The organism is Mycobacterium shottsii (genome assembly GCF_010728525.1).
GTDB lineage: Bacteria > Actinomycetota > Actinomycetes > Mycobacteriales > Mycobacteriaceae > Mycobacterium > Mycobacterium marinum.
Window position 1 is genome coordinate 1,399,446 of the sequence record NZ_AP022572.1, and the last position, 13,005, is coordinate 1,412,450.

Consider the following 13,005-nt stretch of genomic DNA (forward strand, 5'->3'; position numbering starts at 1 on the left):
ACCACGTCACCTAGCGCTCGCGAGGGCTTCCGCGTTTATCGCTGACGTCTGAGCGCTAGGTGTCGCGCTGTTTTTGGGCAGCCGTAGCCGTTCTCATCGCGCCGTCGCCGCTGCGACCTCTCGTCAGCGTGATTGCGGATCTCATCCGGTGCCTGCGCAGTGCCGGGGTCGGGTCAGTCCAAAGCGGCCTGCTCGGCGGCGGCATCCTCCGCGAACTCATCGAAGATCTCGCTGAAATCCCACGCCTGTTGGCTCACTCCGCTGCTGGTATTCGACAGCTGCCCCACCGCTCCCGGGAAATCGCTATTTGCCGACCACATGGATAGCCCGCCGAGGTTGTTCTCATCGGCGAAAGCAGCCAGCTTTTCGGCGTCGGCGAGGGTAAAGACCTCGCTCGGATCGTCGTTGACGCCGATCATGGGTGTCACCTTGATCATCGCCCACGCGTCCTCGCTGGACATCGACGGATACAGCGTCATCAACTGGCCGTGGACGCTCTCGGCGGCTTGAATTGCGTAGTCACCCATCCTGCCCTCGTACTGCAGGCTGGGGTCGAAGTAGTCCATGGTCATGATGTTCACGCGGCCAACATCCACGCCATTGTCGATGGCGATCTGCAGTGCTTGCACCCCGTTGGAGGTCAGACCCGTCGGCATCACGGGAAGGGTGTAGGAAACCTGGACCGGGGTCCCGGCAGCGGCCTGCTCCGCCTGCAGCATGGCGATCGCCTGGGCCTGGTTGGTCAGTGCTGGAATGTTATACAACGCCGCACCCTCAATGTCGAAGTCCAACTTATAGATTCCGTAGGTGTCGGTGACCAATTGGTAGTCCGACGCTAGCGCGGTCGCGTTGGGAGCCGAAACAGCGAACGGCTGGTTGGCTGCGCCACCGAAGGAGATGGTTGGGTCGATACCGTTTTGCTGCATCTCGGCCATCGCGGAGGTAATCCACGGGTCGTCCAGCGAATAAAAAGTGCCCCAGGACGGATTGCCATCGGCACCGGTGACGATGAAGCCCAGTGTGAAGTAATCGATTCCCGCGTTGGCTGCACTCGCATGGTCGAACTTCGGCCAAAGTGTCATATCGACGTATGGAGAAAACTCACCCACCGGGGCACCTCCGCTGCTAGTACCGGTGCCGCCGGTGCCGGTACCACCGGTGCCGGTTCCGGTACCACCGGTGCCGGTTCCGCCACCGGTACTGGTGCCACAACCGGTACTGGTGCCACCACCGGTGCTGGTGCCGCCGCCGCTGGCAGGTTGTCCGTTAACCAGAACATTCGTCGGTTCGGAATAGGCGCCAGTGTGCATCGCTTGGAAGCCCACCACGACCGAACCACCTGGCTCGATCGTTTGCGTCCAGGACTCCGGGGTCAGGGCGTAGTGCGTGCCAGTCTGCGTGAGCTGCCCGCTCCACACGCTGGTAATGGATTCGTTTGCAGGCAAATCGAATTCCACCTGCCAGTCAGTCAGCGCGGTATCCCCGGAATTGCTGATCGTGTAGTTCGCAACGAACCCGTTGTCCCACTGCGATGTCACCGTGTACGTTGCGGCAACCTTTCCGTCGCCGACCGTGCCGCCGGTACCACTTCCACCAGTGTCACCACCATCGCCAGTGCCGGTGCCGCCACCGGTGCCACCCGTGTCACCGGTACCGCCCGTGTCACCGGTTCCGATTCCGGTTCCCCCGGTATCACCAGTACCGCTCCCCGTACCACCCGTATCACCGGTACCGCCGCTCCCGCTGCCAGTACCGCCGGTGCCAGTGCCACCGCCGTCGCCGGAACCACCGCCGCCAACGGATACTCCGTTGACGATGAGATTCGTAGGCTCCGAGTAAGACCCAGTCTGCGCACCCTGGAAGCCAACGGTGACCGACCCGCCCGGCTCGATCGTCTGTGTCCAAGACTCAGGCGTCACCGTGTAGTGCGTGCCAGTCTGGACGAGCTGCCCATTCCACACATTGGTAATGGATTCGTCTGCAGGCAAATCGAATTCGATCTGCCAGTCGCTCGCCGCAGTATCCGCCGAGTTCGTGATCGTATAGCGCCCGATGAAGCCGCTGTCCCATTGCGATGTCAGCGAGTACGCCGCCGCCACACCGCCGTCTCCGGTGCTGGCGCTATTGACTGCGGCGGTGGTAGCGGCTGCGCTACTCAGCGCGGCAACGCCACCACTTCCACCAAGTTCGCCACCGCCGGTCGCGGCAGCGGTCGTCGCACCGCTGGCGCCACCACTGCCGGCAGCGCCACCGCCACTGATTGCCCCGCCGTTGCCGGTTCCTCCGCTCATCACAGCGCTGGCGGTCGTGGTGTTGGTCGCAACAGCAGCGATGGAATTCGGGCTCACCGCCCCACCACTGGCGGCGGCCTGCCCGCTACTTGCGCCCTCGGCCGCCTGACCAGCGTTGCCGCCGCCACCGCTTTGCGCAGTCGAATCACCCTGCGCACCAACACCACCCATCAGTGATCGAAGGATGCGAGATATCGAGGAGATGTTGGCCGCTTCGGCATGCTCATAGGATGCCGCACTCGCCGCCAAGGTCTGCAGAAAGCGCTCGTGAAACGCCCCCGCTTGAGCGGTCGCCGTTTGATACTCCTGGGCAAACCCGCCGAACCAAGATGCGACGGCTCCCGAAACCTCGTCGGCAGCCATTGCGGCTACCTTCTCCGTCCAACTCACCGCCGAATTGGCCGCATTCACCGCCGAGCCAACGGCCTCCAAATTCGTTGCTGCCCTGATAAATAACTCGGGAGTTGCGATCAAAAAAGACATAATCCGTCCTTGCCGATCGGTGTGCCGCGACCCAGCTAGGTATTGAGAAGTGTTGAAGCGTCGATTGTTAACATCGACATTCTCAGCCGACAAGGCCCGGCGCACTTTTGTCGGTTATTCGACAAACTCGCCACATTGCCCGGGTTTACCAACACGACAACCGCCCGCGAGTGCCCCGACTCCGCGCTGCCCAAACAGCCACCCCGGCAAGCATCGCGCCAATCGGGGCAGACACTCAAACTTCCTGCACGGCAATGCCATCTACCTGCGGACGCCCGCCGCAGTCCAGTCGATCAGTTCCGATGAGTGAGATGAGTGCCGTTCCTGAGTGCGGTGCGCGAGAACACACATCGGCGACAAATGACACCGCACGCAATTGAGCTTTCTTCCGCCGAGCTCGTGATTGCCCAGCCGCGATGCCCGCTACGCGCGTTCGGCGCAGCGGCGTAGAAATGTCCGACGATATCCGCGGACAACTCTAATAGCTTGCGCGGCAGTATAACTCCACAGCAGTCGGCGCGGCGCCCATTAACGTAATCTCCGGAGGAAACCACCGGGTGCCGGCGACTCGCTAGGCGGCCAACGAAGCGTACGTTGTGGTGCGCTGGCGCGCCGGCCGACCGATCCCCGCGGCGATAGCCGCAAGTTCGGCAGCGGTCTTTGCCGATCCGTGTTCGGAACCGGCCATCCGCGAAATCGTCTCCTCCATCAGCGTCCCGCCCAAGTCGTTGGCGCCGCCGCTCAGCATCACTCGAGTGCGCTCGACACCAAGTTTGACCCAGCTGGTCTGGATGTGGGGAATGCGGCCGTGCAGCATGATCCGCGCCAGGGCATGCACCGCGCGGTTGTCGCGATGAGTGGGGCCCGGCCTGGCCGCGCCAGCCAGGTACAACGGCGAGTTCTGGTGCACGAACGGCAACGGCACGAATTCCGTGAACCCGCCGGTGCGGTCTTGGATATCGCGCAGCACATTGAGGTGGGCAATCCAGTGCCGCGGGCTGTCGACGTGGCCGTACATCATGGTCGATGACGACCGCAGCCCCACCTCGTGCGCGGTACTCACAATCTCGATCCACAGCGATGTCGGCAATTTGCCCTTGGTGAGCACCCAACGCACCTCGTCGTCCAGAATCTCGGCGGCGGTGCCTGGGATGGTGCCCAGACCGGCCTCACGCAGAGCGGTCAGCCACTCGCGGATGCTCAGCCCGCTCTTGGTCACACCGTTGGCGATCTCCATCGGAGAGAACGCGTGCACGTGCATCGAGGGCACCCGCGCCTTGACCGCGCGCACCAGGTCGGCGTAGCCGGTAACCGGAAGTTCGGCATCGATGCCCCCCTGCATGCACACCTCGGTCGCTCCGGCCACGTGGGCTTCCCAGGCGCGATCGGCGACCTCGTCCGCCGACAGTGAGTAGGCGTCGGCGTCGCCCTTGCGCTGCGCGAACGCGCAGAATCGGCAGCCGGTGTAACAAACGTTGGTGAAGTTGATGTTGCGGTTGACCACAAAGGTCACGTCGTCACCGACCGCATCGCTTCGCAGCGAATCCGCAAGCGCGGCAACAGCGTCCAAGGCGGGCCCGTCAGCGGTGGCCAGCGCAAGATATTCCTCGTCGGAACAGCCCGCGGGAGAACGCTCGGCGGAACGCAGAGCGGCCAGGACATCGGTGTCGATGCGTTCGGGACCACGGGCGGCCAGCTCGTGCACGTGTGAACGGACCGCATCCCAGTCACCGAAAGCGCTGTCGAGGTCGCTACGCGCCTCGGTGCAGCGTCCCTCTGTGTCGATCGCCGCATTGAGATCCACCCGACCCGACGACGCGACATCGTCAGGCTCCTGCCACGGCAGACCCACCGGGTTGACCTCACGTGCAAAACCAGTCGCCGGATCAGCCAGCGCCACAACATGTCTGCGCACCCGCGGGTCAATCCAGGCGCCCCCCGCCTGCACGTACTTGGGTTGCGCGGTCAACCGCTGCACCAGTTCGTAGCCCGCTCCCGAAGTCACGGCGGCCAGGTCGTCCAATGCGGGCCACGGCCGCTCGGGGTTGACGTGGTCGGGCGTCAGCGGCGACACGCCACCCCAGTCGTCGACACCGGCACCGATCAGCGCCGCACATTCATCTTGGGAAACCAGATTCGGTGGCGCCTGAATGCGCATTCCCGGGCCGAGCACCAGCCGGGCGACCGCGACCGTCGCCAGGTAGTCCTCGATTCCGGCGTCCGGAACCGCTGCCATTGCGGTGTGTTCCTTGGCCCGGAAGTTTTGCACGATCACTTCCTGGACGTGGCCAAACTCTTTGTTCAACTTACGAATCGCATGCAGCGTGTCAGCCCGCTCGGCCAGCGTCTCACCGATGCCGACCAGCAGACCGGTGGTAAACGGTATGGAAAGCCGACCGGCGTCGGTCAGAGTGCGCAACCGCACCGCCGGGTCTTTGTCCGGGCTGCCATAGTGCGCGAGGCCTTTGGTTTCGAACAGCCGCCGCGACGTCGTCTCCAGCATCATGCCCATCGACGGCGCAACCGGTTTGAGCAGCGACATCTCCGACCAGCTCATCACCCCCGGATTCAAGTGCGGCAAGAGCCCGGTCTCTTCAAGCACCCGGATCGCCATGGCCCGCACATAGGCCAGCGTGGTGTCATAGCCGCGCTCGCTCAGCCACTCCTTCGCCTCTGGCCAACGTTGCTCGGGACGATCCCCAAGGGTGAACAGGGCCTCTTTGCAGCCGAGTTGGGCCCCCCGCCATGCGATATCGAGGATCTCGTCCGGCTCCAGATACATTCCGGCGCCCTGGGCCCGCAGCTTGCCCGGGACGGTGACGAACGTGCAGTAGTGGCAGTTGTCACGGCATAGATGGGTGACCGGGATGAATACCTTGCGCGAATAGGTGATCGGCGGACCACCGCCCGTGCCGCGGCGTCCGGCCGATTCCAGACCAGCGTCACGCACTCGGGCCGCGCTGGCACACAGCTCAGCCAGCTGGTCGCCGCGCGCCGACATCGCGACGGCGGCCTCGTCGATGTTGAGCGCAACACCGTCTCGCGCGCGCCGTAGTACCCGCCGCAGCGCCGATGCACTGGGCTTGGGCGGAACGACGGGGCTGGGCAGGGCGGTGGGCTCCTGGCGCGAGGTCAGCGGCACGTTGGTGTAACTTCCCCACGCCCCGATTTCATCCGTGCGTCCACAATTCGAGCCTTGGCGGGTGCCATATGCGCAACAGTAGCGGCAGGGCCGGGCCGGCACTCGACGGACCAGCACGCGCCATGTGTTTGGTGAGTCCGGGGCGAACCGCCGCCGATCGCGATACGCTAGCAGCCAAGTAGGTACAGCAGGGGGTGTTACGCCATGTCGTATGTGGCCGCCGTGCCGGAGGCGCTGACGGCAGCCGCTTCGGATGTAGCCGGTATTGGTACAACTATCAGCTCGGCCAACGCCGCAGCGTCGGCTCCGACGACCGGAGTGCTCGCAGCCGCCGGCGACCAGGTATCAGCCCAGGTCGCGGCTCTTTTCTCGTCACATGGCGAGATCTATCAGCGGCTCAGTTCGCAGCTCTCGACCTTTCACGACCAATTCGCCGCGGCGTTGAACACCAGCGCCAACTCCTATGCATCCGCCGAGGCCAACGCCGCCAAGACCCTGCTGAGTGCGGTGAACAGCCCCGCCGAGAAGCTGCTCGGGCAGCCGCTGATGGGCCAGGGCGGCATCGTGGCCAACGCGGTGAGCCAGGTCCAGAGTGTTTTCGCGGGCGCCGGCTCCAACGCGCTGGGCGCCAACGCCAGCATGTTGGCGCTGGCGCCGACGGGCGGCGCCGCCACCGCGGCGGCCTCGGGCTCGCTGCTGGGACCGATCGCCAGCGCCGCCGCCGCGCCGGCAGCAATCCTGCCCGTGTCGGTGGCCACCGCCATCCAGAACTTCTACCTCGCCGTCGAGCCGTGGGTGCAGTACGGCTTCAACCTCGCCTCGTGGGCGGTGGGCTGGGTGCCATGGATCGGCATCCCGTGATGCATCAAGTCAAGATGCCTGCGAAACCTGGTTCATGCATCAGGTAAGGAATGCCCGCGAAATCGGGGTCAGCTGGTGGTCTTGCTTTTGATGCGGATGCCGGCTTTGAGGGCGGGTAGAGCGGCGGGTATGGCGGCGAGGTAGAGCTGTTCGGTCTTGTCTTTGGCGAGTCTGAGCAGGGCGGCTTGCAGGTCGGCGATCTGGTGGGCGATCGCGGCGGGGTTGAGGCTGTTGCGGTAGGTGAGCAGCTCTGTTTGTTGGGCCGCTGAGAGGACTCCGGCGGCCAGCAGCCGGTCCAGGGGGGTCTGGGGCTTGTCGTAGAGCCGGCGGCGGTGACCGTCGCGGCTGCAGCCGTAGCTGATGGGTTTGATGGTGGGGGTCAGGTAGTTGAGCCGGTCGTTGACCAGGTGCCACAGCCGGTTGAGCACGGCGCGTTCTTCGTCGGTGTCGTAGCGGTAGTAGAACCCGTAGCGACGCACGAGGTGGTTGTTTTTGGACTCGATGGTGGCCTGGTCGTTCTTCTTGTAGGGTCGTGAGCGGGTGAAGAAGATCTCCATGTCCGCGGCCCACTTGATGACCGCCTTATTGAGGAATTCGGTGCCGTTGTCGAAGTCCAAACCCGTTACCTTATAGGGATTTTAGTAATTCCGGTTTTGAGGGCGCCCAGGATGTGGGGGTGGGCGTTGTTGCGCACCGTGCGGGTGAACACCCAGCCGATGTGCATGTCGGTGAGGTTGACCGTGCGGGCGAACTCACCTTTCAGTGTCGGGCCGCAGTGCGCCACGGTGTCGCCTTCGAAGAACCCCGGAGATTCTTCGGCCTCATCGCCTGCTTTGCAGATGGTGATCGAGGACCGCAGCAGCGGGAGGGTTTCGTCGTCGACACACCCGAGATCTGGTCGCGGGCCTTGGCGCCGCGCAGGTAGCGGTCGATCGTGGCGCTGCTCATCGCCAACAGCTCGGCACGCACCGCCGGGCCGTAACGGTCACGGCCGTCCACCAGTTCGCCGTGGCGTTCTAGAGCATCCAACTGAAGTGCCATGGAAGCGGCCAGGTACCGGCCGCACTGCCCGCCTGAGGCCGCCCACACCTTCTGCAACACCTTGAGCGCATCCTAGGTACTTCGGATTGCGTTGCCGGCGAGTCTGTTTGGCGACCTGCCGACCCGCTCCCGGCGGCGCGGCCGCCGCCCTCAACCGCCGCCGGGCGTTGTCACGCGACCAGCCGGTGACCGCCACCACCTGATCCAGAATCTGCCCCTTGTCCGCCTTCGGCGCCCCCACATACCCCCTGGCGAACTTCGCGGTGATCTCGGCCCGAGACGACATCGACAGCCCACTTCCCATGCCTGCCAAGGATCGACCGTTTCGCGGGCATTTTTACGTGATGCACCGAGGACGCTTCACGGGCATTTTTCGTGATGCTTGCCGCATCCTGGCGCCTCAGATCAATTTCTTCTACTATCTTTTTGAGCCGATAGTGCAAAGCGGCCTGTTCAATACGCTCGACTGGCTAGGTCCTGTCTGCTAATTGCGGACGCGGTGGTAGGTGATGATGGCGGCCAGGGTGGCACCGCTGAGGTAGGTCAGGGCGTATTTGTCGTAGCGGGTGGCGACCGCGCGCCAGTGTTTGAGCCGGTTGAAGCTTCGCTCGACGGTGTTGCGGTGCTTGTAGATTCGGCCTGAGAACCCCGGAGGCCGTCCTCTGTTGCGGCCTTTGGCTTTGCGGCGGGTGATCTGGTCGCTGCGCTCGGGGATGGTATGGGCGATCTTGAGCCGGCGCAGCTGTGCCCGCGTCGAGTCATAGGAGTACGCCTTGTCCGCCAGCAGGCGATACGGGGCGTATGAGTTGCTGCACCGGGCGGCCAGCAGTGGCCAAAGCATCGGATTATCACCGGCTTGACCGGCCGACAGTGCCAGGGTGACCGGACTGCACAGCTGGTCGGTCAAGGCGTGGATCTTGGTAGTCAGCCCGCCGCGGGAACGCCCAATGGCGTGGTCATCGGGCTCATCGAGATATTTCTTGTAATTCGACAGATCCCCCTGTGCGGCGCCCGGGGCGCTCCGGCTGCGTGTTGGTGGGCGCGCACACTGGTCGAATCGACCGACAACAGTGCGCCCAGGTCGGCGTCCTCGGCGTCGAGGTCAGAGGCGATCGCCGCGAAGATCCGCGCGTAGATGCCATCGACCGACCAGCGTAGATGCCTCTCGGCCACTGATTGCCAGGGACCGAAGTGCTCGGGCAGGTCACGCCACGGAGATCCCGTACGGTAACGCCAGATAATGCCCTCCAGAGTATGTCGATGATCGTTCCACGGCCGGCCACGCCGCCGCCCCGCAGGCAACACCGCCACGATCAGCGACCACAAATCATCAGAAATCGCATGCGTCCGCATCACCCAAACAGCATCAGCCAAAACACCATTCACATTAAGCAGACACGCCCTAGACGGCACCATCACGTTCAGTCAGGGGCTGAGCAACTTCTGGTCGGCGACCACGGCGTCGGTCAACCAATTCATCCAAACCGAGATCAACTGGATACGGAACTTCTTCCCGCCGTTCCCGCCGCTGCCGTTCTGAGCAGCTGAGCACCGCCTCGGTCCGCGCGGCTAGGCACCGTTGGGGCGGTCGCGGACTTGGCGCCGCCAGAGCACCCATCCCGGCGGCAGGGCCCCCAGCACGATCAGGATCAGCGCGCCGTAGGCCATCACTCCACGCCCACCGAGCACCACGTCGTCGCCGGGCCCACCGAAGCTCAGCACCGCCACGGTCGCCAGCCATGTCCACAACGGCAGCGCCGCCACCCGATGCGATGTGGTCCATCGCTCGGCCGCCCAAACCAGGGCGGCGTTGACCAGTCCGCTGATCAGTGCACTAATCGGAAAGGGCACCGAACCCAAGTAGGTCGGCAGCAGCAGAGCCCCCATCAATGCAGACAGGACGCCGTCCACGGCCAACAACGTCAGCACTACGGCACGTATCGCGGGATCGATTGCGCCGGCCTCTTCACTCGAGACGACGCGCGATTGGGTTGCGGTCAGGTCGGGACGCTATCGATCTGGGACAAGATCGAACCGATGACCCACTGCAGACTGTCCAGCCTGTCCTGCCAATGCTGCAAGTTGGGGTCCAGGTCGGGGTCCATACGGGTTTCCTTCCATGGCTGCCTGATTGGCAGCCTACGTGCCAAACCCGGTGAAGCCCAGACCAGCAAGGAGATCTGTTTCCCAGCCACGCTCGTCGCGGGCCCCCGCCCTACCAGCGACAAGCAGGTAGTGCTCATCGGCCAGAATCGGCAACGCCATGTTGTTGGACAGCGCACACGCGCGTCCGGACGGGCCGACGGTGACCTGGGTCGCGTGCGCCGCAAGCGCGGCGATCTTGGCCGCCCGCGCGTCCGAATCGCCGGTCACGACGGCGTCGATGCGCTCGTCCGGGTAGATAAAGGGGATGTCTTCGGGCGGTAGCACCCACTCAGGCAGTAGATCGTCGGGCGTCAGCGCCTGCCGGCCCGCCAGGAACGCGCTCAGCCCCAAGATGGTCCAGTAGAACTTCGGCACCACCCAGGGGTCACCCGGGTAATCACAGTCGCCCACCGAGCCCGCCGCGGCCATCGCGGCAGTGGTGACGACGTGTGCCTGGACGTGGTCAGGGTGGCCATAGCCGCCGTCGGGGTCATAGGTCACCACGACGTGCGGGCGCAGCTCCCGAATGATCGCGACGAGCGCCCCGACCGCCTCCCGGTCGTCGGCGTCGACGAATCTGCGCCGACCCCGCTGCTCGGTGCCAGCCATGCCCGAGTCCCGCCAGCGGCCCGCACCACCAAGGTAGATGGGCGCATCGACCCCCAGCCGCTGCAATGCCGCGGTGAGTTCACCGATGCGGTAGCCGCCGAGTTGGTCGGCGTGATCGACCGCAAGTTGGGCCCATCGGTCGCCGATAACCTCACCCTCTTCACCCAGGGTGCAGGTGACGACGTGGACCTGCGCCCCGCGCGCGGCGTAATGGGCGATCGTCGCGCCGTTGCTGAGGCTCTCATCGTCGGGGTGTGCATGGACGAACAGCAGACGCGGTGTCTCAGGCATGGATTCCTTCCCCACCTTCCCTACCCGCCACACACACGGCCGCGGCCCATCCCGGCCACGCGGCCCGTCCAGAAATCGCGTGGCCGCTTGTAATATTTGCAGTGACAAGCGTCAACAACGCAATTGCGTTCGATTCCGAGAAATAAGAGACGCTAACGGCTACTATTGAATGATGGCGCAGCTGTCCGAACCCATGCTAACCCCCTACCGGAGCCGCCGACGCGGCGAGGTACTCGAACGGGCCTTGTATTCGGCCACCCTGGCCGAGCTCATCGCAGTCGGCTACGGCAGGCTGACCATGGAAGGGATCGCGGCGCGCGCCCAGACCGGCAAGGCCGCGCTGTATCGGCGTTGGGCGAGCAAACATGACCTGGTCCAGGCCGCGCTGCAATATGCCGTGCCGCCACCCCCGGAACCGCGCCCCGGCCGGTCAGCCCGAGAGAACCTGCTGACCGTCTTCACCGCACACCGCGATGTCCTCGCCGGCAAGACCGAGTTCCCGGGCCTAGTGGCCATCGGCCAGCTGATACACGAGCCCGAACTGCGTGCCATCTTCGCCAACTCCGTGGTCCATCCGCGACTCAAGATCATCGATTCGGTTCTGCGGGCCGCCATCCGCGAAGGTGACCTGGATCCCGAAACCGTTACCCCGTTTACCGCACGCATCGGGCCCGCGTTGATGAACCAGCACTTCATCCTCACCGGGACGCCGCCGAATCGGCGTGAATTGGCACTCATCGTCGACACGGTCATCCCCCCCAAGCGCCCCGCGCCGTCGGACAACTGAACGAACGCACACAACCGCGGCGTTGTACCTATGCGCCAGTGATCAAGCCGACCAAGTCGGCGCCCATCACCAAGCTCTGGTCGAAGGCGCCCACCAGACCGCCGATCTCGCCGCTATTGAAGACCTGAGCCGAACTGCCCAGCAGCAGGCTAGAGGTGAAGTTTGCCGGGACCTGCGCCCCAACGAGGGTGTTTGCGGCCTGCTCGCCCGTTCCAATGAGCAGGTTGGCGACATTGAAGCCGCGGTTGAGCGCACCATTGAGGGCGCTATCGATACCGAAGACACGCTGCTCCCACGCCACTTCGTTGGCGACCAGGGCGTGGTTGAAGCTGAGCTGATTGTTCACCATTGCGGTGTTGAAGCCAATCTGAGCCGCTTCCAGCTGCTCCATGAAATCACCTACCGGACTGGCTGACAGCGCCTGTGCAGCGGCCGGGAACACACTTGACGCCGACGGCAGCAGCGACCCACTGCCCGCGAAGATGCCAACCAAGTCGGTGGGAACCATCAGGCTCTGATCGAAGGCGCCGAGCAGGCCGCCGATCTGGCCGTCGTTGAACACCTGAGCCGAACTGCCCAGCAGCAGACTGGAGGTGAAGTTCGTTGGCACCGGAGCGCCCAGGAGGGTGTTGATGGTTTGCTCGCCGGTTCCCAACAACAGATTGCCCGCGTTGAAGCCCCGGTTGAGTGCCCCATTGAGAGCACTGTTGGTACCAAAGATTAGTTTCTCGAACGCGACCTCGTTGGCCACCAGCGCATGGTTGAACGCGAGCTCGTTGTTGACCAGGGACGTGTTGAAGCTGATCTGCAGCTGCTCGAGTTGCTCCAAGGGGCTCGAGGACGCCGCGACTGCAGCCACTGCCCGCAGTGGCGAGGCATTGGCCGATTCCGCGCCGGCATAGGCTTGCGCACCCGCGTTCAAGGTTCGGACGAACTGATCGTGAAACTCCGAAAGCTGCGCGCTGAGCCGTTGATAGGCCTGGCCATGCGCATCGAACAACGCGGCGATTGCCGTCGACACTTCGTCGGCGGCCGCCGGTAACACTCTCGTCGTCGCCACCGCCGCCGTTGTGCCGGCCGCGTTGATCGTCGAACCAATACCCGCCAAATCTGTTGCGGCCGAGGCCAGTACTTGCGGAGCGGTTGTCAAGAGCGACATCGTGCATCACCACCGGTTCAAGCGCACGACCACTGAGCGCACAGCCCGGTCGTGCGGCTACTGCGAATGCACAGAGCCTAGCCCCGCTCCGGTGCAGACATGCCGGGTTTTCACCAATTGATCCATAAATATTCAAATCTGACGCACATCAACGTTGGTGCCGGGTTAGTGCCGCCACGATCGCGCCCCTAGCGAT

10 protein-coding genes and 4 pseudogenes are annotated in these 13,005 nt (G+C 64.3%); 4 read left to right on the forward strand and 10 right to left on the reverse strand.

Annotated elements, in window-relative coordinates:
• Positions 1-173: 173 nt before the first annotated feature.
• Both G6N41_RS06600 and G6N41_RS06605 read right to left on the reverse strand, forming a co-directional pair.
• Positions 174-2,774 (reverse strand): cellulose binding domain-containing protein, encoded by a 2,601-nt coding sequence (locus tag G6N41_RS06600; protein ID WP_198966929.1) that lies wholly within the window; start codon positions 2,772-2,774, stop codon positions 174-176.
• Positions 2,775-3,345: 571 nt separating this feature from the next.
• Positions 3,346-5,916, reverse strand: coding sequence for a bifunctional FO biosynthesis protein CofGH (locus G6N41_RS06605; RefSeq protein WP_198966930.1), 2,571 nt, complete (start codon positions 5,914-5,916; stop codon positions 3,346-3,348).
• A gap of 204 nt (positions 5,917-6,120) precedes the next feature.
• Here G6N41_RS06605 and G6N41_RS29720 point away from each other — a divergent pair.
• Positions 6,121-6,771, forward strand: a pseudogene (locus G6N41_RS29720) (PE family protein); the annotation flags it as partial.
• A 74-nt stretch (positions 6,772-6,845) separates the two neighbouring features.
• On the opposite strand, the gene G6N41_RS06615 reads toward G6N41_RS29720, so the two are convergent.
• From G6N41_RS06615 to G6N41_RS06630, 4 genes are read right to left on the reverse strand one after another with little or no spacing between them, the layout of a single operon-like run.
• Positions 6,846-7,394 (reverse strand): hypothetical protein, encoded by a 549-nt coding sequence (locus G6N41_RS06615; protein WP_231608865.1) that lies wholly within the window; start codon positions 7,392-7,394, stop codon positions 6,846-6,848.
• Positions 7,395-7,399: 5 nt separating this feature from the next.
• The gene (locus tag G6N41_RS06620; RefSeq protein ID WP_198913342.1) at positions 7,400-7,561 is read right to left on the reverse strand and encodes a hypothetical protein; all 162 of its coding nucleotides are present in this window, start codon (positions 7,559-7,561) and stop codon (positions 7,400-7,402) included.
• On the reverse strand, positions 7,537-7,818 hold the full coding sequence (locus G6N41_RS06625; protein WP_198965176.1) for a hypothetical protein: 282 nt from the start codon (positions 7,816-7,818) through the stop codon (positions 7,537-7,539). The genes G6N41_RS06620 and G6N41_RS06625 overlap by 25 nt, the downstream gene beginning before the upstream one ends.
• The gene (locus tag G6N41_RS06630; protein ID WP_198968094.1) at positions 7,763-8,104 is read right to left on the reverse strand and encodes a hypothetical protein; all 342 of its coding nucleotides are present in this window, start codon (positions 8,102-8,104) and stop codon (positions 7,763-7,765) included. The genes G6N41_RS06625 and G6N41_RS06630 overlap by 56 nt, the downstream gene beginning before the upstream one ends.
• A gap of 103 nt (positions 8,105-8,207) precedes the next feature.
• Here G6N41_RS06630 and G6N41_RS29925 point away from each other — a divergent pair.
• Positions 8,208-8,291 (forward strand): annotated as a pseudogene (locus G6N41_RS29925) (hypothetical protein); the annotation flags it as partial.
• 11 nt (positions 8,292-8,302) lie between these two features.
• Here G6N41_RS29925 and G6N41_RS06635 read toward each other — a convergent pair.
• Positions 8,303-9,174 (reverse strand): annotated as a pseudogene (locus tag G6N41_RS06635) (IS5 family transposase).
• Between the two features lie 46 nt (positions 9,175-9,220).
• Between G6N41_RS06635 and G6N41_RS29725 the strand changes: the two are divergent.
• Positions 9,221-9,358: pseudogene (locus G6N41_RS29725) on the forward strand (PE family protein); the annotation flags it as partial.
• A gap of 29 nt (positions 9,359-9,387) precedes the next feature.
• Here G6N41_RS29725 and G6N41_RS06640 read toward each other — a convergent pair.
• Entirely contained in the window at positions 9,388-9,819 is a 432-nt protein-coding gene (locus tag G6N41_RS06640; protein ID WP_036426345.1) for a hypothetical protein, read from the reverse strand.
• Between the two features lie 138 nt (positions 9,820-9,957).
• Positions 9,958-10,863 carry an N-acetyl-1-D-myo-inositol-2-amino-2-deoxy-alpha-D-glucopyranoside deacetylase gene (gene mshB / locus G6N41_RS06645; RefSeq protein WP_198966931.1) on the reverse strand — a complete coding sequence of 302 codons (906 nt, stop codon included), beginning with the start codon at positions 10,861-10,863 and terminating at the stop codon, positions 9,958-9,960.
• A gap of 172 nt (positions 10,864-11,035) precedes the next feature.
• Here mshB and G6N41_RS06650 point away from each other — a divergent pair, with 172 nt between their 5' ends.
• The gene (locus G6N41_RS06650) at positions 11,036-11,650 is read left to right on the forward strand and encodes a TetR/AcrR family transcriptional regulator (RefSeq protein ID WP_166435766.1); all 615 of its coding nucleotides are present in this window, start codon (positions 11,036-11,038) and stop codon (positions 11,648-11,650) included.
• A gap of 28 nt (positions 11,651-11,678) precedes the next feature.
• On the opposite strand, the gene G6N41_RS29730 is transcribed toward G6N41_RS06650, so the two are convergent.
• Entirely contained in the window at positions 11,679-12,809 is a 1,131-nt protein-coding gene (locus G6N41_RS29730) for a PE family protein (RefSeq protein WP_198966932.1), read from the reverse strand.
• Positions 12,810-13,005 lie beyond the last annotated feature (196 nt).

Coding starts and splice junctions, on each gene's coding strand:
- G6N41_RS29730 (WP_198966932.1), bottom strand. CDS start 12,809: ATGTCGCTCTTGACAACCGCTCCGCAAGTACTGGCCTCGGCCGCAACA.
- G6N41_RS06600 (WP_198966929.1), bottom strand. CDS start 2,774: ATGTCTTTTTTGATCGCAACTCCCGAGTTATTTATCAGGGCAGCAACG.
- G6N41_RS06625 (WP_198965176.1), bottom strand. CDS start 7,818: ATGGCACTTCAGTTGGATGCTCTAGAACGCCACGGCGAACTGGTGGAC.
- G6N41_RS06650 (WP_166435766.1), top strand. CDS start 11,036: ATGGCGCAGCTGTCCGAACCCATGCTAACCCCCTACCGGAGCCGCCGA.
- mshB (WP_198966931.1), bottom strand. CDS start 10,863: ATGCCTGAGACACCGCGTCTGCTGTTCGTCCATGCACACCCCGACGAT.
- G6N41_RS06630 (WP_198968094.1), bottom strand. CDS start 8,104: ATGTCGTCTCGGGCCGAGATCACCGCGAAGTTCGCCAGGGGGTATGTG.